Raw genomic sequence first — 25,208 nt, 5'->3', positions numbered from 1 at the left:
TTAAGGTGTTGCCTGAACCGGCGCTTCTGGCACCGGCGGGATAAAGATATGATCCAGAATCGCCCGCATTACAGGTGCCGCAGTAATTCCTTCGTTGCCACCATTCTCCAGAATTAACGCTACCGCCACTTTCGGGTCATTAAAGGGCGCAAAGGCGGTGTAGAAGATATGGTCACGCAGCCGTACCGGTATCATCTTCGCGTTATAGGTCTGGTTCTGGCGCAGGCTGAACACCTGCGACGTCCCGCTTTTCGCAGCGATGCCATAGGGTGCCGTGTGGAAATATTTATAACCGGTGCCGTTGGGTGCGTTAGCCATGCCAAACATCGCGTGGCGTACCAGCGACCAGTAAGGTGAATGAGGATCGCCAATCTGCGCTTCATGCTGCTGCGGATGATAGTTCTCCACCAGCGTGCCGCGCTGGGTTTTCTCCAGCAGATGGGGAGCAATGACCCGACCGTTATTAATCAGCGCCACCATCGCTTTCACCATCTGAATGGGTGTCGCAATCCAGTAACCCTGCCCAATGCCAACCGACACTGTATCACCCTGATACCAGGCCTTTTTATGCACCTTCTGCTTCCACTCACGGCTCGGCAGTAAACCGCTGTACTCCTCATTCAGATCGATACCGGTCGATTTACCATAGCCAAACTGGCTGAGCATGGTGTGAATGCGATCAATGCCCATCATAAACGCCACCTGGTAGAAAAAGGTATCGGCGGACTCTTCGATTGCCCGCGTCACATCCAGCATGCCGTGCCCGGTTTTTTTCCAGTCGCGATAGCGCCGGTCCGTGCCTGGCAGCGTCCAGGTGGGTGCGCCAAAGAATTGCGACTGCGGCGTAATCACATGAGTCAGCAGCGCCGACATCGCCATGTAAGGCTTCACCGTGGAGGCGGGCGGATAGAGTCCCTGCGTGACGCGGTTAATCAACGGCAGGTCTTTATCCTGTAGCAGCTTTTTATAGGCCTGATAGCTGATGCCTTTCACAAACGGATTGGGATCGTAGCTGGGGCTGGAGACCATCGCCAGCACGGAGCCGTCGTGCGGATCTTCAATCAGCAGCGCCGCACGCTGCCCCGCCAGCAGGCTTTCCACATACTGTTGCAGGTGCAGATCCAGCGTCAGCGTCAGGTTTTTACCCGCGACCGGCGGCACCTCTTTCAGCACCCGCACAATGCGGCCATGATTATCCACTTCCACTTCCTGATAACCCGGCTTGCCGTGCAGCAGCGCTTCGTAATAGCCCTCAATCCCCTGCTTACCAATGTTATGGTCAGCCGCATAGTTTTCGGCGATGCCTTCCGCATTCAGCCGTTTATAGTCGTTATCGTTGATTTTCGACACATAGCCGATCACATGCGCCAGATCCGCGCCATAGGGATATTCACGATCCTGGTAGGTCTCAATGCTGGCGCCGGTGAAGTGAAACTGATTGACCGCAAAGCGGGCGACCTGCTCTTCAGTCAGCTCCTCTTTCAGCACCACCGGCTTGTAACGGCTGGTCTGCTTCAGCGCATGGCGGAAGGTGTCGATTTCGTCCGGCGTCAGATTAACGATCGGCGTGAGTGCCCGCAGCGTGGCGTCCATGTCGCTGATTTTGTAAGGCGTCAGCGTAATGGCATACCAGCTGACGTTTCGTACCAGCGGAATGCCGTTGCGGTCATAAATCAGCCCACGCGTCGGCGCAATGGGGATCATTTTGATGTCGTTCTGGTTGGAGCGCGTCTGGTAATAGCCATGGTCGCGCACCTGTAAGCGAAAAAGGTTTACGCCAAGAATGGTGAAACAGAGACAGACCAGAGCAAAGGCTATTGCAGCGCGGCGGGCAAACAGCTTCTCTTCAGCTTGGAAATTACGAAAGTTCATCAGGGGGCATTATCAGGCGATTAATTATTATCTGTTATTGCGCACCATGATAAAGCGCGATCGCGGGCGTGCCAGCGCGAAGATGCACAAGCCTGAGCAAAAGTGTGTCATTTGATGTGAATGTTACCAGGACGGCGAGGCGGGAAAATGCAGATCCCCCGGTTAAGGGGGATCTGCGCAAGGGGATCGGGCAGCAGGCGTCAATGCCTGCCACGCTGATTAATCACCCAGCAGAACAGACTCCAGCGCAATCTTGATCATGTCGTTGAAGGTGGTCTGACGCTCAGCAGCGGTGGTCTGCTCGTGCGTACGGATGTGGTCTGATACGGTGCAGATGGTCAGCGCTTTAGCACCGAACTCTGCGGCCACACCGTAGATACCTGCAGCTTCCATCTCAACGCCGAGGATGCCATATTTTTCCATCACGTCGAACATCTGCGGATCCGGGGTGTAGAAGAGATCGGCAGAGAAGATGTTACCCACGCGCGCTTCAACACCCAGGTTTTTCGCCGCATCAACCGCGTTACGCACCATGTCGAAGTCAGCAATCGCAGCAAAATCGTGATCTTTGAAACGCATACGGTTCACTTTGGAATCGGTGCAGGCACCCATACCAATCACGATGTCACGCAGTTTTACATCGGCACGCACGGCACCACAGGAGCCCACACGGATGATCTTTTTCACGCCGAAGTCGGTGATCAGCTCTTTGGTGTAGATGGAGCAGGAAGGAATACCCATTCCATGGCCCATTACAGAGACTTTGCGGCCCTTATAGGTGCCGGTGTAGCCCAGCATCCCGCGCACGTTGTTCACTTCTACCGGATTTTCCAGGAAGGTTTCAGCAATGTGCTTTGCACGCAGCGGATCGCCAGGCATCAGCACGACGTCTGCGAAATCGCCCATTTCAGCATTAATATGAGGGGTTGCCATTGTTTAATCCTTATTAAATTGCTGATTTACAGCATGTTCTTGCCATAGTCCATCTCGGACAGGCCAAAATAGTGTGCAATTGTCTGACCAATATCGGCGAAAGTTTCGCGGTAACCGAGTGAACCCGGCTCGACTTTCGGTCCGTAGATAAGAATCGGAATGTGCTCACGCGTGTGTTCAGTACCTTCCCACGTCGGGTCACAGCCGTGGTCAGCGGTCAGGATCAGAATGTCATCTTCTCCGACTAACTCCATCAGCTCAGGCAGACGACGGTCAAACAGCTCCAGCCCGCCCGCATAACCGGCAACATCACGACGATGTCCCCAGGTTGAGTCGAAATCAACGAAGTTAGTGAAAACAATCGCCTGATCCGGCGCAGTTTTCATCTCCTGAATCGTCGCGTCAAACAGCGCATCCAGACCGGTCGCTTTGACCTTTTTGGTAATGCCCTGCTCAGCATAGATATCGGCGATTTTACCCACGGAGATCACGTGACCGCCCTTCTCATCCACCAGCTTTTTCAGCATGGTGGCGGATGGCGGCTCGACTGCCAGGTCGTGACGATTGCCGGTACGCTCGAACTGACCCGCTTTGTCGCCCACAAACGGACGGGCGATAACCCGGCCAATGTTGTAGCCACCTTCGGTCAGCTCTTCACGGGCGATTTCGCACAGCGCATAGAGACGATCCAGACCAAAGGTCTCTTCGTGACAGGCGATCTGGAACACCGAGTCCGCAGAGGTATAGAAAATCGGCTTGCCGGTTTTCATATGCTCTTCGCCCAGCTGGTCGAGGATCACCGTACCTGAAGAGTGGCAGTTCCCGAGATAGCCCGGCAGATCTGCGCGCTCGACCAGTTTGTCCAGCAGTTCCTGAGGGAAGCTGTTCTCTTTGTCGCTGAAGTAGCCCCAGTCAAACAGCACCGGCACACCGGCGATCTCCCAGTGGCCTGACGGCGTATCTTTACCTGACGAAAGCTCGCTGGCGTAAGCGTACGCGCCGGTGATTTTCGCCTCAGGATCCAGACCTGCCGGGAAGCGGCCGGTCGACAGCTCTGCGGCTTTGCCCAGACCCAGCGCGGTTAGATTAGGCAGATGCAATGGGCCTTTACGTCCCTTGTCTGCTTCACCCCTGAAACAGGCTTCGGCGATGTGACCTAACGTATCCGAACCTGCGTCGCCGAATTTATCGGCATCTTTACTGGAGCCAATTCCAAAGGAATCGAGAACCATAATAAAAGCACGTTTCATGCAAGTCTCCTGCGCATTGGCGCGTGACAAGTCAAAAAAAAGCGATCAGATCAGTATACCCGAATGCATCGCGGCTGGCACCGGTTACCGGTCAGTTAGCTGATATCGCTCACACGGCGATAGACAACCGGCGTCTCAGCCGGGGCGGAATCACCGAGCACCAGCGCGGCTTTGACCGCCGCGGCGGCCTGCTGCCATTTGTCTTCGCTGCTGGCGTGAATGATCGCCAGTGGACGCTGCGCATCGGCACGTTCGCCCAGGGTGATCATGTCGCTTAAGCCGACGCTGTAATCAATGCTGTCGCTGGCACGCTGACGTCCGCCGCCCATTGCCACCACCGCCAGACCCAGCGCACGGGTATCCATGCTGCTGACGATGCCTGGCTGGTCGGCATACACCGGCTTGCTCAGCATCGCCTGCGGCAGATAAGCGTCGTAGCGTTCAACAAAATCGGCAGGTCCCTGCTGGGCAGCGACCATACGACCAAATACCTCGGCTGCTTTGCCGTTATCCAGCACCGTCATCAGTTTCTGACGCGCTTCGGTGTCGCTGGCGGCCAGTTTGCCGGAGACCAGCATTTCGCTGCAGAGCGCCAGCGTCACTTCCAGCAGGCGCGGATTCCGCTCTTCGCCGGTCAGGAAGCGAACCGCTTCACGCACTTCCAGCGCGTTACCGGCTGAGGAGGCGAGAACCTGGTTCATATCCGTCAGCAGTGCGGTGGTCTGGCAGCCTGCGCCATTGGCGACGCCAACAATCGACTGCGCCAGACTTTCTGACGCCTCATAGGTTGGCATAAACGCGCCGGAACCCACTTTGACATCCATCACCAGTGCATCCAGCCCTTCTGCCAGCTTCTTCGCCAGAATCGAGGCGGTAATCAGCGGGATCGAATCGACGGTGGCGGTGATGTCACGCGTGGCGTAGAAACGCTTATCCGCCGGTGCCAGCGAGCTGGTCTGGCCGATAATCGCCACACCCACCTGCTTGATGATCTCGCGGAAGCGGTCATCACTCGGGAAGATATCGAAGCCCGGGATCGCTTCCAGTTTATCCAGCGTGCCACCGGTATGGCCAAGGCCACGACCCGAGATCATCGGGACATATCCGCCGCAGGCCGCGACCATCGGCCCTAACATCAGCGACGTCACATCGCCGACGCCGCCGGTCGAGTGCTTATCCACCACCGGCCCATTGAGGTTAAGTGATTTCCAGTTCAGTACCGTACCGGAATCACGCATCGCCATAGTCAGCGCGACCCGCTCAGGCAGCGTCATGTCGTGGAAATAGATGGTCATCGCCAGCGCGGCAATCTGACCTTCCGAAACGGTGTTATCACGCACGCCATTGATGAAGAAGCGAATCTCCTCTTCAGTCAGCGCATGGCCGTCACGTTTTTTGCGAATTATTTCTTGTGGCAGGAACAAGGTAACCCCCTGGTTCAGGGAAATCAGGATGGGGAACAGGCGGTCAGCGACCGCCTGAAGGATCAGTAACCCGCTTTGCTGGTGTCGCTGTCATGGCCCAGGGTGTTGAGCAGGCTCGCCAGCAGGCTTGAAGCACCAAAGCGGAAATGACGCGCATCGGCCCAGTCGGCACCCAGCGTCTCTTCCGCCATTTTCAGATAGATAGCGGCATCTTCAGCGGTGCGCACGCCACCAGCGGGCTTAAAGCCAACCTGCTGGCTGACGCCTTTATCACGGATCACGTTCATCATGATCTGCGCCACTTCAGGCGTGGCGTTAACCGGCACTTTACCGGTAGAGGTTTTGATGAAATCGGCACCGGCATCAATGGCAATCTCAGAGGCCTGACGGATCAGCGCTTCCTGCTTCAGTTCACCGGTTTCGATGATCACTTTCAGCAGCACATCTGCTTCGGCACAGGCGGTTTTACAGGCTTTCACCAGATCGAAACCGACCTGACTGTTACCGGCGATCAGCGCACGATACGGGAACACCACATCCACTTCATCGGCACCGTAGGCGATAGCGGCGCGGGTTTCTGCCAGCGCAATATCAATGTCGTCATTGCCGTGCGGGAAGTTAGTCACCGTGGCGATGCGGATCTCCGGAGTTCCCTGCTCGCGCAGCGTTTTACGGGCAATCGGAATAAAACGCGGATAGATACAGATTGCGGCGGTGTTGCCTGCCGGGGATTTGGCCTGATGACACAGGGCGATCACTTTTGCGTCGGTGTCGTCGTCATTCAGGGTGGTTAAATCCATCAGTTTCAGGGCGCGCAGGGCAAGGTCTTTGATATCGGTCATGAGGCTCTCCAAAGGATCGGGGTGCAACCCACCGGCTCGCCGGCGGAATGTTATAATAATAACACTCTGATGCGGCCTGATATGTGCCAGGAGTCACATAGGAATAAGAAATTAGTGCAACATTGCCACGTTTACTGTGACTAACATTACAGATAACGGTACCTGATGGTCATTATACGCCAGCGGGTGCAATGTTACTATTATCACATTTAAGCGCAATGGCTGCAGGTCGGGTGAGACACGGGCGGTCAGTTGCGCAGCGCCGGGAAAGCGGGGTCGAGCTGAAATAGCTTCTGACTGTTGTGCCACAGCGCATCGGCAATCTCCTCCGGTGACTCTTCTCGCAGGCTGCAGAGCACCTCCCACACCTGACGCGCCCGCTCCGGACGATTAGGCTGGCCCTGAAAGCCCTGCAGCGGCATATCGGGTGCATCGGTTTCCAGCAGCAGCGAAGAGAGCGGCAGCTGCGCCACGGTCTGACGGGTTTTGCTGGCGCGTTCATAGGTAATGGTCCCGCCGATGCCAATCGCATAACCCAGCTTAATAAAGGCCTGCGCCTGCTGCAGACTGCCCGCAAAACCATGCACCACGCCACGGCGCGGCAGATCGTAACGACGCAGAATCTGCGCCAGTTTGTCATGAGTGCGGCGCGAATGCAGGATCACCGGCAGCTGATACGCTTTCGCCAGCTTAAGCTGCGCCTCAAGAAAGCGTTGCTGCTTATCAAACTGCGGATCGTCGCGATAGAGATCCAGCCCGATCTCGCCGATCGCCACCAGCTTAAGCGGCCGCTGTTGCAGTAAGGTTTCCAGCTGGTCGAGATGGGCCTCCTGATGATTTTCGATGACGATTGGATGCAGGCCCAGCGCGGCATAGAGCGCCGGTTGCGCCGCGGCTAACGCGCAGACCCGCTCAAAGCGGCTGGCATCGATCGCCGGAACGATAATCTTTTGCACGCCCGCTTCTGCAGCACGTGCCAGGCTGCCAGAGATATCCCCTTCAAACGGCGGGAAATCGAAGTGGCAGTGCGTATCGATAAACTTCATGCCAGCGATCCTTTGTCGTAATCAGCATCATTATCCGCCAGCGGCGGTGTGATGATGAGGCGGGTATCGGGTGCATTGGCTACCGGAGCAGGCGGCGTAACGATACGCGCCGTGGTCATCGGTTCCGCATCGCTCAGCCACTGGCCCAGCGTGGCAAGAAAATAGCGACCACAACGCCGTCCCAGATGATAATCCTGATTCAGTGAAGCGATGCGGCTCCCCAGCGCACTGCTGGCCAGCGCATGCGGCGGAAAGATTTCGATAATGCGCAAATCATCGGGCGGATTCTCAATGAACTGCTGAATTTCCCGATAGCTCTGTTCATGCTTATTCAGCACGTTAATCATCGGCTGCAGTGTGCCGGTGCTGAGCCAGCGTTCCATCCGCTTAAACCATTTCGGGGTATAGAACATCTGCGACGGCACGGTGCGGATCACCACAATGGTATCAGCGCCACGGCGCGCGGCTTCACGCACCGGAATCGCATCGCTGATGCCGCCATCGAGATAGCTGATCCCTTCCAGACTGACCCCCAGCCGGTAAAAACCGGGAATGGCACTGGAGGCTTTGATCAGATCCAGCCAGTTATCGGCGGTCGGGTTGAAGTAGCCAGGCGTGTAGTCGTCACTGCGGCAGGCGCACATATAAAACTCGCGGCCGCTGGAGAACAGCTGTTCCGCGCTGCTCATCGCCAGCGGAAATTCACTGCGGGTGATATCTATCAGCCAGTCAAGGTCGATCAGATTGCCACCACGCACAAAGCGCAGCGGATCAAAAAAGAGTTTACTGGTGGTATAGCGGGTAATCACACGCCGGGCATAGCCGGGCTGACCACAGACAAAGGCAGAAAGATTTTGTGCACCGGCAGAGGTGCCGAGCATCAGCTGAAAGGGGTTAAATCGGGCACGCTGAAATTCATCTAACACGCCTGCGGTGAAAATGCCGCGTTGACCGCCGCCTTCACAAACCAGGGCAATTTTCTGAGATTTAAACGGAGTCAGGGCCAGAGGTTCAATGGCGCCGAGCGTGACAGGAATGCGTATACCCACTGTACGAACCTTAAAAAGGGGTTCCGGGTCTGCTGGAGGATCGATCCGTTAAAGACGGCAGCATTCCGGAGAACCAGTCATATGTTCCTTTAACCGGCAGGCCAGCAGGGCTGGCTTACCTTGCAGCGATGTGAAGGTGTCCCTCTCTTCACGTCAGTCGCTACAGATGACTGGTCTCCGCTCTATGCTTTGCGTTGCATTACACTGCAGGACTCATCGGCTAAAGCTTTTTACGGCCGGTAAACAGGCTGATGAGGAACAGGATAATACCAACGACGAAGACAACTTTAGCTGCCCATGCTGCTGTGCCCGCTAAACCGCCAAAACCTAACGCTGCAGCGATCAGTGCGATCACCAGAAAAATAATGCCCCAACGAAACATAAGCCTCTCCTTACCCTATTTAAAAATCGAATATTTTAAAATCGATCTGCTTATTTCATCCCCGGATGGGTATCTTTTATTCGTGCGGCCACAGAAGTGACCGCACGCAAGCTTAAGATTTAACCGTCAGGTCATTCTTAACGCTTTTCACGCCTTCAATGGCTTTAGCAATGCTTTCTGCACGATCTGACTGTGCCTGATTAGCAACCTGCCCTGAAAGCTGAACAACGCCGTCGGTGGTCTCAACTTTTACGTTGCGCGACGGAACAATGTCATCCGCTAATAGCTTAGCTTTAATTTCGCTGGTCGTGGCGGTATCGCCCGCATAACCTTTCATTGATGATGCTTTGCTGTCTCTGACGTGTAGTTTGTCGCTGACGGATTTAACACCTTCGATTTTCTGCACCACAGCCACAGCCTTCTCAGCCTGATCCTGTGAGGTGACGAAACCGCTTAAGGTCACGACGCCGCTATGCGTTTTTACCGAGATATCCGTGCTTTTAATTGCGTCATCATCTACCAGTGCCGCTTTGGCTTTGGCGGTGATGCCGCTGTCATCCATATAACCATCGACTTTTTTCATAGAACTATCGATTTTTGAACCCGCGCTGTCGGCTGTCTGTGACGCTTTCTGCGACATTGATTCGTCAGCCAGTGCGCTGCCGCTGATCAGTGCTGAGCCAATCATGGCGGCCATCAGGGTTTTAGCAATCTTAGTCTTGTTCATCGATATCTTCCTTCTATCAGTTAACTCACCCAAAAACTGTGGGCGCAACAGAGGCACAGGTGCCGCTGCGTTACAGGACGTAAGGACAAGAGAAGTCTCTTCCGCCGTCCGATAGAGTAATCATAGACGGCATTTTGCAATTTGCCTGGCTAACTGGTTGATCACACGTCAAAACAGAAGAAAAACGGGGTTTTTAGGAGGAGTCTGGAAGGAGGAAAACAGGGCCACTCCCAGCTGGAATGGCCCGGAAACAGGCGATTAGTGCTCGCGCGTTTTGCGGAAACGGACGTCGGGGTAACGTTCCTGCGTAATATTAAGATTAACCATGGTTGGCGCGATATAAGTCAAATTATTGCCGCCATCGAGCGCCAGGTTAACTTCGTTTTTACGCTGGAAGTCCTCAAACTTTTTCGCGTCGCTGCATTCAACCCAGCGCGCCGTAGAGACGTTGATCGCTTCGTAGATCGCTTCGACGTTATATTCGCTTTTCAGACGGGCAACCACCACATCGAACTGCAGCACCCCGACCGCGCCCACGATCAGATCGTTGTTATGCACCGGACGGAACACCTGTACCGCACCCTCTTCCGACAGCTGAACCAGCCCTTTCAGCAGCTGTTTCTGCTTCAGCGGATCGCGCAGACGAATACGGCGGAACAGCTCTGGCGCGAAGTTCGGAATACCGGTGAACTTCATGTTTTCACCCTGCGTAAAGGTGTCGCCAATCTGAATGGTGCCGTGGTTATGCAGGCCGATGATATCGCCAGGATAAGCCTCTTCAACGTGCGAACGGTCGCCCGCCATAAAGGTCAGGGCGTCGGAGATCACCACATCTTTGCCGGTGCGCACCTGACGCAGCTTCATCCCTTTTTCATATTTACCTGACACCACACGCATAAAGGCCACGCGGTCGCGGTGTTTCGGGTCCATGTTGGCCTGGATCTTAAACACGAAACCGGTGAACTTCTCTTCTTTCGCTTCAACCGTCCGGGTGTCGGTGTCACGCGGCATCGGACGCGGTGCCCATGCCACCAGGCCATCCAGCATATGGTCAACGCCAAAGTTACCCAGTGCGGTGCCGAAGAAGACCGGCGAAAGTTTGCCGCTCAGGAAGGCTTCCTGCTCAAACTCGTGCGATGCACCCTGTACCAGCTCCAGCTCTTCACGCAGCTGTGCCGCCAGATCGTCACCGACTGCGGTGTCGAGGTCCGGGTTGTTCAGCCCCTTCACGATGCGGACATCCTGAATGGTGTGGCCTTTACCGGTCTGGTAGAGATAGGTCTCATCTTTGTAGAGGTGATAAACCCCTTTGAACAGCTTGCCGCAGCCGATAGGCCAGGTGATCGGTGCGCAGGCAATTTTCAGCTCGCTTTCCACCTCATCCAGCACTTCCATCGGGTCGCGGATGTCACGGTCAAGTTTGTTCATAAAGGTCAGGATCGGCGTATCGCGCAGACGGGTAACTTCCATCAGCTTGCGGGTACGATCCTCGACGCCTTTAGCGGCATCAATCACCATCAGACAGCAGTCAACCGCGGTCAGCGTACGGTAGGTATCTTCCGAGAAATCTTCGTGGCCCGGGGTATCCAGCAGGTTCACCAGGCTATCGCGATAGGGGAACTGCATCACCGAGGTGGTAATGGAGATACCACGCTGTTTCTCCATCTCCATCCAGTCCGACTTAGCGTGCTGGTTAGAGCCACGGCCTTTTACCGTACCGGCGGTCTGGATAGCCTGTCCGAACAGCAACACTTTTTCGGTAATGGTGGTTTTACCGGCATCCGGGTGCGAAATGATCGCGAAGGTGCGGCGGCGTGCCACCTCTTCTAAAAAGGGATTAGACATGGAATTCTTCTCAATAGGCAGCGCAATTTACTGGCGCTGCTGATAAATCACGGTGGCCGGCAGAACCTTACCGGCGGGTAAACGGTGCCAAAAACGATCTTTCATCGTTGGCGGGTCAGCGCGAAGTTACATTGGCGTGAATTCCGGTTACCTGGTCAGCTTTAAGGCGGCATAGCATACAATATTTTGCACGCGGCGGCGAACAGCGGCGGCGGAAATTGTTGCCCCCCGGCGCGCAGTGGTCAAAACAGATGACAACCCGGCACACACTGTGCAGGATAAAGGTTTTCATTTTCAGGGAATCACCCATGAGCGCCAGACCGGTCCCCCTGGAGGGCCGTATTCGACAATACTGGGATGAGCTTTCCCTTCACGAACAACGGCTGGCGGAAGTACTGCTCGCGGCACCCGGCCAGCTGGCGATGAATACCGCCACGGAACTGGCGCAGAGTGCGGGCGTCTCCAAAGCGACTGCCACGCGCTTTTTCCGTCATCTCGGCTATGAGAGCTACGAAGCGGCGCGTCGTCAGGCGCGGGAGATGCAGAACAGCGGCTCGCCTCTTTATCTGCACTCAGGCTCGAGTGCCTCGCCCTTCGATAGCCTGATGCAGCACCATCTTGAAAAAGAGATTGCCAATCTGGTCAATACCTTCCGCTCGCTGGAGGGGGAAACGCTGCAGGCGTGTGTTGAGGCGATAGCGGGGGCGCGTCGCGTCGTGGTGCTGGGCTGGCGTCACAGCCAGACTATCGCTGCCCTGATCTATCGTGATCTGCTGCACGTCCATCCCAGCGTTTCGCTGCTGCCACGCGCGGGCGATTCGCTGGCCGAACAGCTGGCGGCTCTCGGCCCGCAGGATATGGCAATCTGCGTCGGTCTGCGCCGCCGGATGCCCGCGCTGGATGCGGCGATGACGGCACTCAGTGCGCAGCAGGTTCCTATGCTCTATCTCTCCGATGCACTGGCGGGCAAACCAGCACGCCACGCGCGCTGGACACTGCGCTGCCACACCGACGGCAGTCTGATTTTCGACAGCACCGTGGCGCTCTCCGGCGTCTGTAACCTGCTTTGCTCGCTGGTGGCGCGCCATTCAGGCAAGGCGGGCAGCGATCGTCTCGCCGCCATCGAAGTTCTGCACCAGCAGCTCGACGAGCTCGAATAGCGCGCCATTCTGGCGCATTTTTGTTCAACTGATGCCCTGAAAAGGTGCACCGCTGTCCGGCATGTCTGACCGCTTAAACTGTCAAAGAAACAAAAGAAAAATAAATATCATAATGAGAAACGTATGTTTCTCACTGATTCTGTTTATAAAAGCAGGACGCGCGCCTGCCTTCTGCCTCTCCGCTGTCACAACGTGGCACAAAATCTGCTCAGGTACAGGTGACCTTCACCAATACCAGGGACCAGCATAATGAAAAAAATTGCACTGCTCATCACTGCGCTGCTTGCCGTCAGTGCGGCGCAGGCTGATACGCTCTCGGACATTAAGAGTGCCGGCAAAATCACTGTCGGTATCGACCCGACCTTTCCACCCTATGAATACACCAGTGACAAAGGTGAGGTCACCGGTTATAGCGTGGCCATCATGCGATCTTTTGCCGACGATCTGGGCGTGAAACTGGAGTTTCAGAAAACCGCCTTCAGCGGCATTCTTCCCGGTCTGATCTCCGGCTCTTTCAACGCGGAAGGATCTTCACTCAACGTCACCGCTGAGCGTGCGAAAAAAGTGCTGTTTACCGTGCCCTACAGCAAAACGGTTAACGGCGTCCTGATGCGTAAAAGCGACGCCGAAAAGTTCAGCAAACTCACTCTCTCTCCCGAGCGCCTGTCAGGGTTGCGTGGTGCAGTTAAGAGCGCCAGCGTGCCGGAACAGTTGCTGAAAAACTTCAATAACGAGCTGAAGAAAACAGGCAAACCGCCAATTACCATTATCAGTGTCGATACCCTGGATCAAACCGTGAGCACGCTGATGACGAAGCGTGCCGACTTTGTTCTGGATGATATTGCGGTGCTGGCCCCCATCGTGAAGAAGTATCCCGACAAAATCGCGCAGGCCGGCGAAGTGGGGCCTTCGCAGTGGATGGCCTGGGCCACGCGTAAAGAGGACCTCAGTCTGAACAAGGCACTCAGTGACCATATTCTGGCCATGCAGCAGAGCGGCAAACTTGGAGTGCTTCAGAAGCAGTATCTCGGCACCACCTTTACTGTGCCCGCCAGCAACTTTATTCCCATGGAGTAAGCGATGAGTCATCACTCTCTCTCGGTACCCGCCGGGCACGGCCGCACCTTTCAGGTTCGTAAAGGCCAGCGGATTATCATCATCGACAGCGAGGGGCAGCAGGCCGCTGACTTCGTTGCGGTGAATGCGGCTAATCATAATGAGAAGCTCTCGCCGGTGCATACCCGCCAGCATCTGCGCTCGCTTTTCTTCAAGCCAGGGGATGCACTCTGGTCCAGCGACAACCGACCGCTGCTGCGCATCGTCTCCGACACCATTGGCATTCACGATGCCAATGTCCCCGCCTGCGATCGCACCCGTTTCAGCGTCGATTTCGGCATAGAGGGCCATCGCAACTGTGTCGATAATCTGCTGGAAGGCATGAAGGCGCACGGCATCACCTATTACTCATTACCGGAACCGTTCAACCTGTTTCAGAACGGCCCGGTGACCGCCGACGGACGCATGGAGGTCACCGATCCACACAGTCGGGCCGGTGACCGGATCGTGTTCGAGGCGCTGTGCGATCTCATCTGCGCCGTCTCCTCCTGTCCACAGGACATCATTCCCGGCAACGGCCTGCAGGTCACGCCGATCGCCATTGAGATCCATGACGACGAGCCTGCGGAGGTCAACCATGCTGCTTATGCGTGAAGGTTTTACGGAAGAGGTGCCGCGTCCGGTTGCCGCTCCGCTCACCGTCGCAGCGGGTGATGTCGGCGCAATTCAGGTGCTGCGCGGCCAGCTGCTACGCATCAGTGCGCTGGCGCCGGGCGCGGTGGCGTCGCTTTTCGGGTTCAGCCTTTTGGATCCGGCGGTATGGCTCTCGGTTCACCACACCCGCGTCTTTAGCAACAGCTATCTGCTCGGCTCCGGCATGCGCCTGGTTAACAATCGCCGCCGTCCGATGATGGTGCTGGGCAAAGATAGCGTAAAACGTCACGACCTGCTGCTTCCCGCTTCGACGCGCGACTTCCTCGCCTCCCGGGGTTATCAGGATGAGGGATGTGTCGAGGCGGTAAGTCTTGAGCTGTCACGTCTCGGCATCCGGGTGCCGAAGCTGCCCGATCCTATCAATCTCTTCATGCACCTCAGACTCACGCAGGCGGGCGAGATCCTGCCTGAACCCAATCTGACCCGCGCGGGCGACGCGGTTACCTGCCGCGTCACCATGGATATGCAGTTTGTCGTTTCCGCCTGCAATACCGGAATTGAGGGTAATGACCAGCCTGCGCCGCTTCGCCTTGCTGTTGCGGAAAATCTGTCCGATTTTAACAGGGAGTAGCCGGTGATGGGGCTGAACGAACAGGTCGTCAGCGCCCTGCCCGAACTGGGACATGGCCTGCTGATGACGCTCTCTCTCACTGTGCTGGCGGCGCTGCTTAGCCTGGTGTTGGGCCAGCTCGGCTGCTTTCTTCAGCTGCGACGCTTCTGGTTGTGGCGCGGTGCAGGACGTCTCTACGTCAGCCTGATGCGCGGCACCCCCGCCATCGTGCAGCTGTTTGTAGTCTTTTTCACCCTGCCACGCCTTGGTCTTGGCGGACACCCCATGCTGGCGGCGGTGGTCGCCATTGGCTTAAATAGTGGCGCTTACGTGGCGGAGATTTTGCGCGTGAATCAGGGTCTGGTGACACGCGGTCAGCGCGAAGCTGCACGCACGCTGGGACTGAGCCGGTGGCTGACCTGGTGGTACGTCATTAATCCACAGGTCGTGCGCGCCAGCCTGCCGATGCTGGTGAGCGAATTTACCATTCTGCTCAAGACCACGCCGCTGGCATCGGTGGTGGCGCTCACCGAACTGACCTATGCCGGACAGATCGTGATCGCCCGCACCTATGAGTCAACACAGGTATTACTGCTGGTGGCTGCGGGCTATCTGTTGATTGCGCTGCCGCTGATGCGCATCGTGCATCAACTCGAACGCAGAGGGAAACGCACATGATGGACTGGCAGGCGATTCTTACGGCGCTGCCGTCACTCGGCGAAGGAATGGCAGTGACGTTGCAACTCTGCGCCGTCGCGGCCCTCTGTTCGTTACTGTGGGGCGTCATCATGGCGGTCGGGATGCTGCGCGCGCCCGCTTTCTGGCGAAAGCTGCTGCGTTTATACAGTGCGCTGACCCAGGCGCTGCCGCTGCTGGTGGTGATCTACCTGCTCTATTTCGTGTTGCCAGAATATAACCTCACTTTCAGCTCGTCTCAGGCAGGCGTGCTCGCGCTGACGCTCTACTACGCCCCCTACGTTGCCCAGGTCATATGCAGCGCGATCAAGACGCTGCCGCGCGGTCAGTGGGAAGCGAGCCGCGTACTGGGGCTGAGCCGGATGGAGCAGTTGCGTGACGTGGCACTGCCACAAACGCTGCCACAAATGCTCTCACCGCTGGTTGGGCTGCTGATCGGTCTGATCAAGGACTCCGCGTTGCTCTCTATCGTCTCAGTACAGGAGTTTATGTACGCGGCCAAAGAAGCGATCTCCGCCACCTATGCTCCGCTGGAGATCTACCTCACCGTTGCGCTCTGCTATTGGGTACTCAACAGCCTGCTCGACTGGCTGACACGCCGTATTGAATTTCGTATGACGCGCTACCGTCGCACTCTGCCACATTGATCAGGAGAATAGTATGTCAGTTGAATATCAGCAGCGCGATGCGCTGCTAGTCCCCGCACGTCACGGTAAAGCCGTATTACTGCGCAAGGGCGAAGCCGTGCAGGTCATCAATCTGCACGGCACACAGGTGGTGGATTGCTGGGCGTATAACGCAACCGACCTGACTGAATATATGTCGATGGAGGCATCACGGGTCTGGAACCAGCGCCTTAATCCCCGGGTGGGCGACAGTTTTATCACCAGCCAGCGCCATCCCATTCTGACACTGGTAGCGGATACCTCGCCGGGCGTACACGACACCTTTATGGCAGCCTGCGATGCACGCCGCTATGAACTGCTGGGCTGTACCGAACCGCACCGCAACTGCCATGACAATCTGTTTGAGGGAATGGCGGCGCTGGGCGTGAAGCTGCCGCACGGCAATCTGGCGTCGTTTAATATTTTTATGAATATTCAGGTGCAGCCAGACGGCATAACGCTAAAAACGCTACCGGTGGTGACGCGTCCGGGGGATTACATCATTCTTCGCGCGGAAATGGATTGCTATGTGGCTTTTTCCGCCTGCCCACAGGATATCGTCAGCATTCAGGGTGCGGGCGATAATACCCCGCGCGATGCGGAGCTGCGTATTCTTACCGGTGGTTTTCCTCAGCCCCCGCTGGCAGGGCCGTGGGTACCAGCCTGACTGGAATGCGTTGCCCGCCGCGAGCCGGGCAACGTTTATATCTATCCCAGCACCTTTCTGACGCAGGCTTTGAAGATCTGCACACCAATCTCCAGCGAGTCGAGATCAAAATGCATGTCGGGATGATGCAATCCGGGCGTCAGGTTGGTGCCCAGCCCCCAGAAGCCCGCTTTTACACCCGGACGCTTCACCGGATAGTAGAAAAAGTCCTCGCTGCCTGGCGTGGTCCGGGTTGACAGCGCGCCCTCTTCGCCCAGCACCTCGACGATCGCGGCGCGGATCACCGCCGTCGCCTCATCATCAATCTCGGCGGCGGGCATCTCTTTTAATACGCGGACCTCGGCGCTGGCACCCAGTGCCGCCACGCTGTGAGTAATGGCGCGCGTGACCTGCTCTTTCAGCAGCGTCATCGGCCCGTTCTCCTGCGAACGCAGATCCCAGACTACGCGGGCTTCATCCGGCACCGAGTTGGTGACACCGGCGTCGCACAGGAAGCGGGTCGCTTTGACGCTCCAGGTCAGGCCGGGCGAGAGGTGGATGGCGTTGACCGCCTGAACCGCCTGTACGGCAGCATCCAGCGCATTCACCCCCAGGTGCGGACGCGCCGCATGGGCGGGCTGGCCTTTGATGGTCGCTTCCAGCGTGCTGCAGGCTGAGTAGAGCACCGCAGGCACCGCCTGTCCGACCACGCACTCCTCCAGCGGACGCAGATGGAACCCCAGAATCATCTCCACATCATCCAGTGCGCCACCTTCGATCATTGAGAGCGCACCGGCGCCCAGCTCCTCGGCGGGCTGGAACAGGATCTTCAGCCGGCCACGTTTCACCGCGCCCTCCTGCAGCAGAGCCGTCGCCGCCGTCAGCACGACCGAAGAGTGACCGTCGTGACCACAGGTGTGGCGCGCACACGGCACGCCATCAATGATGTGCCCCAGCGCATCCATATCCGCGCGCAGCGCCAGCACCGGGCCCGGTACACCGCTGTCGATCTCGGCCACAATGCCGGTGGTGTTATTGATATTGCGCGTCACCTTCAGGCCCGCTTTCTCCAGCTGATCGGCGATGTAGGCCGAGGTTTTCACCTCCTGAAAACCCAGCTCCGGAATTTCGTGCAAATAGTGGTAATGCTCTAATACCTTAGACACAGCGTTACTCCTGAATAAACAGACGCATAACAGACATTGCGATCAGCGCGTTGATGATGCTCACCAGCATCAGCAGCGGCCAGTATTTTTTTGGCACATCGGCCACGCCCAGCAGCCGTCCCATATATTGCAGCTGCGATCCCATCAGGAAAATCGCCGGGGCCAGAATCGTGATATCCGCGCCGGTCAGCAGCCCTTTGGTCAGCAGACTCACCGCTACGCCGGTACCCGCCGACGATGAGAGCCAGGCGGTGAGCAGCACCGTAATTGCCTCACCCGGCAGCCCGAACAGCCCCATCACTGGCGCAAAAACGTGCCCGAGAAACTGCATGATGCCGAGCAGATTGAGCACTTCTGCCAGCACATAGGCCATCACCACATTTGGCATCAGGTTGTGAATGGCGATGTGAAAGCCTTTACGCGCGCCGGTCACAAACACATCAAAGGGATTACTGCTGGTCGTGATTTTATTTTCCATCGGCGAAATCCTTTTTATAAACACTGTTTAACACAGCGCGCGTTATCGCCGCACCGACAAATTTCAGCACGAACATTAATAACAGCGGAATAATAATCGGCAGCGTCATTGAGGCGAATAGCGCGGAGCCGATGGCGAAATAATTATTGATTAAGCCGGCACCGGAATATTGCCAGGCACTCATCACCACCACCTCTTTTTTACCGATCTGATTCTGGTCGGCCATCTCTTTGGTTAATGCCGCGCCCGCGTCGGTACTTTGCAGGTCGGTGATTAACGCCAGACCGCAATTGCCCGGCAGCCCCATCAGCGGCTTAAGCAGCGGCGTCAGCAACCGATGCGCCGCGCGAATCGCGCCGTAGTGGGTGAAGATTTCCAGCACGCCCAGCGCCAGCATCACCGTGGGCGTCAGCGACAGCGCAAACAGGAAACCCGCTTTGGCACTGAGTCCGCCTGCGCCAAGAAAGGTGTTGCTGGCGGGATCTTTCATGGTGCCAAAGCTGCCGCCCAGCGTGGTGAAGTCAAAGGCGCCCAGCCATGAAAGACCCTCGACGTTATAAAAAAGCCCTGAGAAAAACAGGATGGCAAAAATTAACGCGACATAACTGCCTTTGGTCGCCGTCATTTTTACCGGACTTACCACACTTTCATCTGACATTATTTTCTCCTGATAACCTGGCTTGCCGCCTGTTCCCTGCCGTGGCAAGTTTCAATATATGGAACTGAGTTCTAAGCATGATTTATGCCAGAGCCGATTGGCGCGCGATGATTAATGGCCCTGCTGTCACCTCTGGGCGTTTAATCCACGCCATGCCTGTTATGGCTCTGCGAAATATCTTTTTCTGACAGCAACGTGATATTTCCGGCGCGTCATCAGATGACCGCTATTTCTCCAGCTTCAGCGGCGATTGCACCAGCAGGATAGCGACCGGGCGCACTATCATGGTGCTGAAATTCTGATTTTGTTGCCCGATAAGGAGTGATGCAGAATGAGAATCGCTCGTATTCAACTTGTGAAATAATTCTATTTAAATCAATCAGATAAATTAGCTGTTTTTGCGGAAAAGCCTTCGCTTTACTAACATATTTGATGCATAATTCACCGACTATACCTGTTTATTTAACATCTTCTTAAAAGGACTCGGCCATGCTGACTGCTGAAATGACTGGTCGTTTAAACGACCAGCTGAACCTGGAATTTTTCTCTGCCAATCTTTATCTGCAAATGAGCGCCTGGTGCAGCGACAAAGGCTTTGAGGGTGCCGCTTCCTTCCTGAAGATGCATTCACGCGAAGAGATGCAGCATATGCAGCGTCTGTTTGATTACCTGAGCGATACCGGCGGCATGCCGGTGCTGGGTACCATCGCTGCGCCGCCAGTTTCTTTCACCTCGCTGAATGAAATTCTGCAGCAGGCGCTGGAGCATGAGCAGCTGATCACCAGCAAAATCAATGAACTGGCCCATGCTGCCATGACCTCACAGGATTACTCTACCTTCAACTTCCTGCAGTGGTATGTCGCCGAGCAGCATGAAGAAGAGAAGCTGTTCAAAACCGTGCTGGATAAACTGGCGCTGGTCAGCAACAGCGGCAACGGTCTGTTCCTGGTCGATAAAGATCTGGGCCGCATGAGCACCGAGAACCACGCAGAATAATGTTTATCGGCCCCTTTTCGGGGCCGATCTTATTGCCGTCTTGCTGACACCACTGCACCGCTATTCCAGCCGGTAACTCGCGGCTTTCACGCCATTCACCCACAGTTCACGGCTTTCACCCGCAGGCAGTAACAGCGCGATCTCCCGCCAGGCTGGCTGGTAATCTCCACGTTTTTCCACCGTCAGGTCGATACGCGTGGCGCTGCTGCAGAGCGTCCAGCGAAGCCATAGCGCATTACCCTGCTGCCAGCCGTGGCTCTCGCCATCGTCATCAAACATTTCGCCTTGAGTCTGCACGCCTTCGGGGGCAGGCCATAGCTGCCATTGCCGCACCGTATCACGCCGCGCATCGGTGGTGCTTTCGCACTCGCCCAGCGGGATCACCGCACCGGCCCTTACCAGCAGCGGCAGCCGATCCAGCGGCGCATCCAGCGTGATGGTCTCGCCGCCCGCAAACGCCTTGCCGCTGTGCCAGTCATACCAGCCGCCGCGGTTACGGGGCAGATAGACTTCACGACTGCGCGCGCCCTGCTCCACTACGCTGGCGACCAGCAGATCGCGCCCCAGCATAAAGTCATCACACTCCTGATAGGTCAGCGGATCCTGCTCGTGATCGAGAAAGGTCGGGCGCAGCATCGGCTCATCTTCCACGCTGGCCTGCCACGCCAGGTTATAGATATAGGGCATCAGGCGATAGCGCAGCCGGATCGCCTCGCGGATCATCGGTGTGACCTCCGGGTACATCCAGGGCTCGTTTACCGTGTGATCGTCATTCCAGGAGTGAATAGTAAAGCGCGGGTGCATCACGCCGTTCTGAACCCAGCGCACAAACAGCTCGGCATCCGGCTTATCGCCCGAGAAGCCGCCGACATCGTGCCCGACGTTAAACAGCCCGGAGAGGCTCATCCCCAGTCCCATGCGGATGTTGTAGCGCAGGGTTTGCCAGCTGGTGCGGTTATCGCCGCTCCAGGTCTGTACATAGCGCTGCATCCCGGCGCAGCCGGAACGGGAGATCAGATAAGGGCGTTTGTCCGGTGCAAATTGCTGCTGGGCTTCCATTGAGGCGCGCATCATCAGCAACGGCATTACCGGCCGGATATGCTTGATGGCGATCGGCTGACCAAAACCGTGACAGCGCGCTTCGCCATCCCACACCTCATATTCGTTGTTGTCATTCCAGGTGGAATCAATGCCCTTTTCCAGCAGCTGCCGGGTGACATTCTCCTGCCACCAGCGCACCGCCTGCGGATGAGTGAAGTCGAGGTGCGATCCTTCATCGTCCCAGAACACCGACCGCTCAGGACGATCCTGCTCAGAGTCACGAATAAACAGCCCCTGCGCAGCCACTTCCTGATAGCGCGGATGATCCTGCAGCAGGCAGGGCTTGATGTTGGCTGCCAGCTTCATTCCGGCAGTATGAAACGCGTCGCTCAGCGCATTGGGATTCGGGACTTTGTCGTAGTTCCAGTTGAAGACGTAGCGCTTGTTGTTAATCGAGGTGTAACCCGATGAGAGCTGGAACGAGTCGCAGGGAATTTCATGCTCGCGACACAGACGGATAAAGGATTGCAGCTGCTGTTGTGCGTCGGGCGCGTCGGTGTAGTGCATGGTGGACCCGCTGTAACCCAGGCTCCACTTCGGCTGAAACAGGGTGCGACCGGTCAGACGCACAAAGGCTTTGGTGACGTCGAGCAGCGTCGGGCCCAGCATCATGTAGTAATCGAGATCGCCCGCTTCGGCGCGGTAACGGCGATAAGGGAGATGGTAGTTATCCAGCTCATTCCCCAGATCGAGCCAGCTGCTGCTCAGGTTGTCATAGAACAGGCCAAAACTGACGCCATCGCGCTGCGTCAGGGTAAACGGAATATGTTTATAGAGCGGATCGGTGCTGGCGGCGTTGTAGCCCATGGCGTCCAGATTACGCATCTCAAAACGGCGGTTAACGCGGTTCAGGTCGCCGCTCTTCTCGCCCAGGCCATAAACCCGATCCTGCGGCTGGCGACGCTGATAGTGCTCGACTCCATCACCGTGCGCATTGAGCAGATAGGCACCGGTGTGACGGTCGGCGGCCAGCGGCTGCCAGCTCTCACCATCAAACTGCTCCCAGCTCAGGCAGAGCGGCTGATGCACCGTGACACGCAGCCGTTGCGTGCTGATGCGCAACTGCTGCGCATCGTATTCAACCTTAAATGCCGGCAGCGTAAAGCCATCCAGCGCCTCACGATCCCGCCCCTGCCAGGGCACGTCGTTGACAGGCGCAATGCTCCAGGTGCGGTTCAGCGCCAGCTCACCGTCGCGCTTCAGCAGCACGCGCATCAGCTTATCCTCCAGCACGTAAAGCCGCAGGAAGTGACGATCTTCGACCTTGAGTTCAACAAAGTGATCGGCCTGCTGATGCAGCGTCCAGTTCTTCAGGGTTTTCATCGCGATATCCTTATGGGTTAGCAGGGCGCTGGCGGCGTTCGGCGACCAGCATCACCAGGAAAACGGCACCAATCAGGTCAAAGAAGCCCATCGCCACAAACAGCGGATTGAAGCCGATGGTATCGGCGGTGACACCGATAATCAGCGAGAAGATAAAGCTGGCGATCCAGGCGCAGGAGCCGCGCATGCCGTTGACCGTGGCCATCTGGCGGCGATCAAAACGCTCCACCACCAGCGCGCTCAGCATGCAGGAGATCACCTGATGGCCGAAGCCACCGACGGAGATCAGGGCGATCGCCAGCCAGGGATCTTTTACCAGCGTCATCAGCGCCAGTGAGACCATCAGCAGTGCGCCGGTCACCGAACTGGCAACAATCGAATTGACGCGGGTGAGACCAAACCAGCGCACATAGATTTTGGTCAGATAGCCGCTGGCAACGCTGCCGAGGTCGGCGGCCAGAAACGGCAGCCAGGCAAACATCACGATCTGCTTGAGATCCATGCCGCGCTCATTGGCCAGATAGAGCGGCACCCAGAAGCTCAGGACCGCCCAGGCCGGTTCGGCCAGAAAAGCCGGGATGGCGATGCCGTAGAATTTCTTCTCTTTACCAATCACTTTCAGCGCGGTGAAGAACGGCAGTTTTTCCCCGATCGCTTCGTTGTCCTGATTAATAAAGGCCCGCTCTTCATCAGAGAGACGAGGATGGCTCTCGGGCGAGTGATATCCCCACCACCAGAGTGCAACCCACAGCAGGCCCAGCCCGCCTGTCAGCAGAAAGGCGCCCTGCCAGCCAAACGTTATGTGCGCGACATAAATAATCGGCGGTGCCAGCATGGCACCAATCGAAAAGCCGACGCCCGCCCAGCCCGCCGCGACCGGACGCTCCTTTTTCGGAAACCAGTCACCGATCGCTTTGGCGTTCGCGGGCGTTGCCGCCGCCTCAGAGGCGCCCATGACAAAGCGCAGCAATGCCAGATGCAGCCAGCTTCCCGCGCCGGCGTGCAGCAGACAGGTCACCGACCAGATCAGCGCACAGATCAGGAAGCCCATTTTCAGTCCGATCACATCGATCAGCCAGCCGCAGATTGGCTGAAACAGGGTATAGGCCAGCTGAAACGCCGCCACCACCCAGGAGTACTGTTCGGTCGTCATGTGCAGACTGTTTTTAAGTTCCGGTGCCAGAATGCCGAGCGAGTTGCGGGTGATGTAGTTGACGGTTACACCCAGCAGGAACATTCCCAGCATCCACCAGCGTAAATTTTTAATCACGCGCACCGTGCGGGATGCACTGATGGGTTTGGTTGTTGATTCGAGGCTCATTGTGCCACTCCTGATTGCCATTGATGACGCACACCGCCTGCTGGCGTACCGCGTGTCCTGTAACGAACTTAGAAAAGTGCGAAACGTGGGTACAGACACTTTTTTGCAACGCTTTTCATGGCAGGCTGAATCCCGGCAGAAAATGGCACTGAAACGCTTATCTGACGCGATTCAGCATGTTATGAAAAATTTTTCATCAGCAGATTTGAAGGCGATCACAGAATGAAACAAAGGCTGAAAGTAAGCGAAATTGCGGCACTCAGCGGCGTCTCCATCAGTACGGTGTCGCGGGTGCTGGCGGGTAAAGCCAATACCCGGCCCGCCACCCGTGACAAAGTGCTGGCCGTGGCGCAGCAGCAGGGCGTGCTTAACAATCTGCACAGTGGTCGCCTGCTGCTGAATAACCTGATGGTCTTTGCCCCGCCGCGCGCCTTTGATGTACGCAGTGACATCTTCTACTACAAAGTGATTCAGGGGATCAGCCAGGCGGTGGAGCCGCATGAGGTGCGGCTGCGCTACTGCCCGCTGGAGGAGGTAGAAAGTGATGCGGCGCTGTTTATCGATAAGATGCAGCAGACCGAAGCGGCACTGCTGATCGGCATTGATGATGAGCATATTCATCAGCTGGCGGCGGAGATGAACAAACCCTGCGTGCTGATTAACGCCCGCGATCGCCGAATGCGCCTGCCTTCGGTCTCGCCCCATCATCAGCTGATCGGTGAATTCTCAGCGCGCTATCTGTTTGAGCAGGGACACCGGCAGATCCTGTCGCTGCATTGCTTGCGCCGCTACACCATGGAGCAGCGATTGCAGGGGGTGCGCGACGCCTGGCATGCCATGAACCTGCGGTTTGACAGCCGCCAGCATCTGCTGACCCTGAACAGCTTCAGCAGCAATGAAGCGGCGGAACGGCTGAGTGAATATCTGCGCCACTGCCCTGATGCGCTGCGCCCGACCGCGATTCTCGCCAGCGGTGATTACATTGCGGCGGGCGCCGTCACTGCGCTGGAGCAGGCTGGCCTGCGGGTGCCGCAGGATATTTCGGTGATGAGTATGGATGGCTTTAACCTGGCCGCTATCCACGATATTCCGCTGACCTCGGTGCAGGTGCCGCGTGATGAGCTGGGCGCAGCGGCAGTGAGAATGTTGCAGGAGATGCGACTGAATCCAGGCACACCCACCGGCAGCCTGCTGCTGAATGGCAGGCTGGTGGTGCGCGAGTCGGTGCGGCGCATTCGCGATAATCTCAGCCATGCGCCGGTCCAGCAGCATGGCCTCTATGATTAACACGGTATGGATTAACACGGT

General features: G+C 56.8%; 25 protein-coding genes. 10 read left to right on the top strand and 15 right to left on the bottom strand.

The genetic code is table 11. The features are described 5' to 3' along the window. The 10 genes from mrdA to prfC form a co-directional block, all read right to left on the bottom strand. Positions 1-1,872 (bottom strand): penicillin-binding protein 2, encoded by a 1,872-nt coding sequence (mrdA, locus tag ACVKSX_RS12730; protein ID WP_010248949.1) that lies wholly within the window; start codon positions 1,870-1,872, stop codon positions 1-3. A gap of 219 nt (positions 1,873-2,091) precedes the next feature. Beyond that, positions 2,092-2,805, bottom strand: a complete 714-nt coding sequence (gene deoD, locus ACVKSX_RS12725) for a purine-nucleoside phosphorylase (RefSeq protein ID WP_010248951.1) — start codon at positions 2,803-2,805, stop codon at positions 2,092-2,094. 26 nt (positions 2,806-2,831) lie between these two features. Then, on the bottom strand, positions 2,832-4,055 hold the full coding sequence (gene deoB / locus ACVKSX_RS12720) for a phosphopentomutase (protein ID WP_010671093.1): 1,224 nt from the start codon (positions 4,053-4,055) through the stop codon (positions 2,832-2,834). A 95-nt stretch (positions 4,056-4,150) separates the two neighbouring features. Beyond that, positions 4,151-5,479 (bottom strand): thymidine phosphorylase, encoded by a 1,329-nt coding sequence (deoA, locus tag ACVKSX_RS12715; RefSeq protein WP_060681058.1) that lies wholly within the window; start codon positions 5,477-5,479, stop codon positions 4,151-4,153. A 62-nt stretch (positions 5,480-5,541) separates the two neighbouring features. Continuing rightward, positions 5,542-6,321 carry a deoxyribose-phosphate aldolase gene (gene deoC, locus ACVKSX_RS12710; RefSeq protein WP_010248957.1) on the bottom strand — a complete coding sequence of 260 codons (780 nt, stop codon included), beginning with the start codon at positions 6,319-6,321 and terminating at the stop codon, positions 5,542-5,544. Between the two features lie 248 nt (positions 6,322-6,569). Beyond that, positions 6,570-7,367, bottom strand: coding sequence for a TatD family hydrolase (locus ACVKSX_RS12705; protein WP_187491931.1), 798 nt, complete (start codon positions 7,365-7,367; stop codon positions 6,570-6,572). Then, positions 7,364-8,416, bottom strand: coding sequence for a patatin-like phospholipase family protein (locus ACVKSX_RS12700; protein ID WP_010671096.1), 1,053 nt, complete (start codon positions 8,414-8,416; stop codon positions 7,364-7,366). Before ACVKSX_RS12700 ends, ACVKSX_RS12705 begins: the two co-directional genes overlap by 4 nt. Positions 8,417-8,636: 220 nt before the next feature. Then, positions 8,637-8,798, bottom strand: a complete 162-nt coding sequence (locus ACVKSX_RS12695) for a DUF1328 domain-containing protein (RefSeq protein WP_003848537.1) — start codon at positions 8,796-8,798, stop codon at positions 8,637-8,639. A 112-nt stretch (positions 8,799-8,910) separates the two neighbouring features. Then, the gene (osmY, locus tag ACVKSX_RS12690) at positions 8,911-9,525 is read right to left on the bottom strand and encodes a molecular chaperone OsmY (RefSeq protein WP_010671097.1); all 615 of its coding nucleotides are present in this window, start codon (positions 9,523-9,525) and stop codon (positions 8,911-8,913) included. A gap of 258 nt (positions 9,526-9,783) precedes the next feature. Then, positions 9,784-11,370 carry a peptide chain release factor 3 gene (prfC, locus tag ACVKSX_RS12685; protein WP_010671098.1) on the bottom strand — a complete coding sequence of 529 codons (1,587 nt, stop codon included), beginning with the start codon at positions 11,368-11,370 and terminating at the stop codon, positions 9,784-9,786. 308 nt (positions 11,371-11,678) lie between these two features. On the opposite strand from prfC, the gene ACVKSX_RS12680 reads away from it, so the two are divergent. The 7 genes from ACVKSX_RS12680 to ACVKSX_RS12650 all read left to right on the top strand — a co-directional run bounded on the left by ACVKSX_RS12680 (position 11,679) and on the right by ACVKSX_RS12650 (position 16,878). Further along, a complete protein-coding gene (locus ACVKSX_RS12680; protein WP_124890325.1) occupies positions 11,679-12,530 on the top strand; it encodes a MurR/RpiR family transcriptional regulator in 852 nt (283 codons plus the stop codon). Between the two features lie 249 nt (positions 12,531-12,779). Next, positions 12,780-13,607, top strand: a complete 828-nt coding sequence (locus ACVKSX_RS12675; RefSeq protein ID WP_124890326.1) for a transporter substrate-binding domain-containing protein — start codon at positions 12,780-12,782, stop codon at positions 13,605-13,607. Between the two features lie 3 nt (positions 13,608-13,610). Further along, positions 13,611-14,240, top strand: coding sequence for a DUF1989 domain-containing protein (locus tag ACVKSX_RS12670; RefSeq protein ID WP_122889620.1), 630 nt, complete (start codon positions 13,611-13,613; stop codon positions 14,238-14,240). Next, positions 14,224-14,871 carry an urea carboxylase-associated family protein gene (locus ACVKSX_RS12665; RefSeq protein WP_163799419.1) on the top strand — a complete coding sequence of 216 codons (648 nt, stop codon included), beginning with the start codon at positions 14,224-14,226 and terminating at the stop codon, positions 14,869-14,871. The genes ACVKSX_RS12670 and ACVKSX_RS12665 overlap by 17 nt, the downstream gene beginning before the upstream one ends. Positions 14,872-14,877: 6 nt before the next feature. Continuing rightward, a complete protein-coding gene (locus tag ACVKSX_RS12660; RefSeq protein ID WP_187512101.1) occupies positions 14,878-15,528 on the top strand; it encodes an amino acid ABC transporter permease in 651 nt (216 codons plus the stop codon). Next, positions 15,528-16,193, top strand: a complete 666-nt coding sequence (locus tag ACVKSX_RS12655; protein WP_122889677.1) for an amino acid ABC transporter permease — start codon at positions 15,528-15,530, stop codon at positions 16,191-16,193. Before ACVKSX_RS12660 ends, ACVKSX_RS12655 begins: the two co-directional genes overlap by 1 nt. Positions 16,194-16,206: 13 nt before the next feature. After that, positions 16,207-16,878, top strand: a complete 672-nt coding sequence (locus ACVKSX_RS12650; protein ID WP_122889617.1) for a DUF1989 domain-containing protein — start codon at positions 16,207-16,209, stop codon at positions 16,876-16,878. A gap of 41 nt (positions 16,879-16,919) precedes the next feature. On the opposite strand, the gene ACVKSX_RS12645 is transcribed toward ACVKSX_RS12650, so the two are convergent. Genes ACVKSX_RS12645 through ACVKSX_RS12635 form a run of 3 tightly spaced genes read right to left on the bottom strand, consistent with a single transcriptional unit; the run spans position 16,920 to position 19,159 of the window. Continuing rightward, positions 16,920-18,023: a M20 peptidase aminoacylase family protein gene (locus ACVKSX_RS12645; RefSeq protein WP_033758792.1), complete on the bottom strand. Its 1,104-nt coding sequence runs from the start codon at positions 18,021-18,023 to the stop codon at positions 16,920-16,922. A 4-nt stretch (positions 18,024-18,027) separates the two neighbouring features. Beyond that, the gene (locus ACVKSX_RS12640) at positions 18,028-18,501 is read right to left on the bottom strand and encodes a YjiG family protein (RefSeq protein ID WP_010248980.1); all 474 of its coding nucleotides are present in this window, start codon (positions 18,499-18,501) and stop codon (positions 18,028-18,030) included. Further along, the gene (locus ACVKSX_RS12635; protein ID WP_163799421.1) at positions 18,491-19,159 is read right to left on the bottom strand and encodes a nucleoside recognition domain-containing protein; all 669 of its coding nucleotides are present in this window, start codon (positions 19,157-19,159) and stop codon (positions 18,491-18,493) included. The genes ACVKSX_RS12640 and ACVKSX_RS12635 overlap by 11 nt, the downstream gene beginning before the upstream one ends. Positions 19,160-19,648: 489 nt before the next feature. On the opposite strand from ACVKSX_RS12635, the gene ftnA reads away from it, so the two are divergent. Continuing rightward, positions 19,649-20,155: a non-heme ferritin gene (gene ftnA, locus ACVKSX_RS12630; RefSeq protein ID WP_010248984.1), complete on the top strand. Its 507-nt coding sequence runs from the start codon at positions 19,649-19,651 to the stop codon at positions 20,153-20,155. Positions 20,156-20,215: 60 nt separating this feature from the next. Here ftnA and ACVKSX_RS12625 read toward each other — a convergent pair whose 3' ends face one another. Further along, positions 20,216-22,579 carry a glycoside hydrolase family 31 protein gene (locus ACVKSX_RS12625; RefSeq protein ID WP_354438866.1) on the bottom strand — a complete coding sequence of 788 codons (2,364 nt, stop codon included), beginning with the start codon at positions 22,577-22,579 and terminating at the stop codon, positions 20,216-20,218. Between the two features lie 10 nt (positions 22,580-22,589). Beyond that, positions 22,590-23,900, bottom strand: a complete 1,311-nt coding sequence (locus tag ACVKSX_RS12620; protein WP_010248988.1) for an MFS transporter — start codon at positions 23,898-23,900, stop codon at positions 22,590-22,592. Between ACVKSX_RS12620 and ACVKSX_RS12615 the strand changes: the two genes are divergently transcribed. Continuing rightward, positions 23,872-24,126, top strand: a complete 255-nt coding sequence (locus ACVKSX_RS12615; protein WP_033770027.1) for a hypothetical protein — start codon at positions 23,872-23,874, stop codon at positions 24,124-24,126. The two genes, ACVKSX_RS12620 and ACVKSX_RS12615, sit on opposite strands and share 29 nt — an antisense overlap. Next, a complete protein-coding gene (locus tag ACVKSX_RS12610; protein WP_010248992.1) occupies positions 24,123-25,187 on the top strand; it encodes a LacI family DNA-binding transcriptional regulator in 1,065 nt (354 codons plus the stop codon). Before ACVKSX_RS12615 ends, ACVKSX_RS12610 begins: the two co-directional genes overlap by 4 nt. Positions 25,188-25,208: the final 21 nt, after the last annotated feature.

It is taken from the genome of Pantoea sp. PvP021 (assembly GCF_054056055.1).
Note: the sequence above shows the minus strand (reverse complement) of the source record. Positions and strands in the feature narration are given on the sequence as shown.

Bases quoted from the DNA above. Each gene is read 5' to 3' on its own strand.
- mrdA (WP_010248949.1), bottom strand. From the start codon at position 1,872: ATGAACTTTCGTAATTTCCAAGCTGAAGAGAAGCTGTTTGCCCGCCGC.
- deoD (WP_010248951.1), bottom strand. From the start codon at position 2,805: ATGGCAACCCCTCATATTAATGCTGAAATGGGCGATTTCGCAGACGTC.
- deoB (WP_010671093.1), bottom strand. From the start codon at position 4,055: ATGAAACGTGCTTTTATTATGGTTCTCGATTCCTTTGGAATTGGCTCC.
- deoC (WP_010248957.1), bottom strand. From the start codon at position 6,321: ATGACCGATATCAAAGACCTTGCCCTGCGCGCCCTGAAACTGATGGAT.
- ACVKSX_RS12705 (WP_187491931.1), bottom strand. From the start codon at position 7,367: ATGAAGTTTATCGATACGCACTGCCACTTCGATTTCCCGCCGTTTGAA.
- ACVKSX_RS12695 (WP_003848537.1), bottom strand. From the start codon at position 8,798: ATGTTTCGTTGGGGCATTATTTTTCTGGTGATCGCACTGATCGCTGCA.
- osmY (WP_010671097.1), bottom strand. From the start codon at position 9,525: ATGAACAAGACTAAGATTGCTAAAACCCTGATGGCCGCCATGATTGGC.
- prfC (WP_010671098.1), bottom strand. From the start codon at position 11,370: ATGTCTAATCCCTTTTTAGAAGAGGTGGCACGCCGCCGCACCTTCGCG.
- ACVKSX_RS12680 (WP_124890325.1), top strand. From the start codon at position 11,679: ATGAGCGCCAGACCGGTCCCCCTGGAGGGCCGTATTCGACAATACTGG.
- ACVKSX_RS12675 (WP_124890326.1), top strand. From the start codon at position 12,780: ATGAAAAAAATTGCACTGCTCATCACTGCGCTGCTTGCCGTCAGTGCG.
- ACVKSX_RS12670 (WP_122889620.1), top strand. From the start codon at position 13,611: ATGAGTCATCACTCTCTCTCGGTACCCGCCGGGCACGGCCGCACCTTT.
- ACVKSX_RS12665 (WP_163799419.1), top strand. From the start codon at position 14,224: ATGCTGCTTATGCGTGAAGGTTTTACGGAAGAGGTGCCGCGTCCGGTT.
- ACVKSX_RS12660 (WP_187512101.1), top strand. From the start codon at position 14,878: ATGGGGCTGAACGAACAGGTCGTCAGCGCCCTGCCCGAACTGGGACAT.
- ACVKSX_RS12655 (WP_122889677.1), top strand. From the start codon at position 15,528: ATGGACTGGCAGGCGATTCTTACGGCGCTGCCGTCACTCGGCGAAGGA.
- ACVKSX_RS12650 (WP_122889617.1), top strand. From the start codon at position 16,207: ATGTCAGTTGAATATCAGCAGCGCGATGCGCTGCTAGTCCCCGCACGT.
- ACVKSX_RS12640 (WP_010248980.1), bottom strand. From the start codon at position 18,501: ATGGAAAATAAAATCACGACCAGCAGTAATCCCTTTGATGTGTTTGTG.
- ACVKSX_RS12635 (WP_163799421.1), bottom strand. From the start codon at position 19,159: ATGTCAGATGAAAGTGTGGTAAGTCCGGTAAAAATGACGGCGACCAAA.
- ftnA (WP_010248984.1), top strand. From the start codon at position 19,649: ATGCTGACTGCTGAAATGACTGGTCGTTTAAACGACCAGCTGAACCTG.
- ACVKSX_RS12625 (WP_354438866.1), bottom strand. From the start codon at position 22,579: ATGAAAACCCTGAAGAACTGGACGCTGCATCAGCAGGCCGATCACTTT.
- ACVKSX_RS12615 (WP_033770027.1), top strand. From the start codon at position 23,872: ATGGGTTTGGTTGTTGATTCGAGGCTCATTGTGCCACTCCTGATTGCC.
- ACVKSX_RS12620 (WP_010248988.1), bottom strand. From the start codon at position 23,900: ATGAGCCTCGAATCAACAACCAAACCCATCAGTGCATCCCGCACGGTG.
- ACVKSX_RS12610 (WP_010248992.1), top strand. From the start codon at position 24,123: ATGAAACAAAGGCTGAAAGTAAGCGAAATTGCGGCACTCAGCGGCGTC.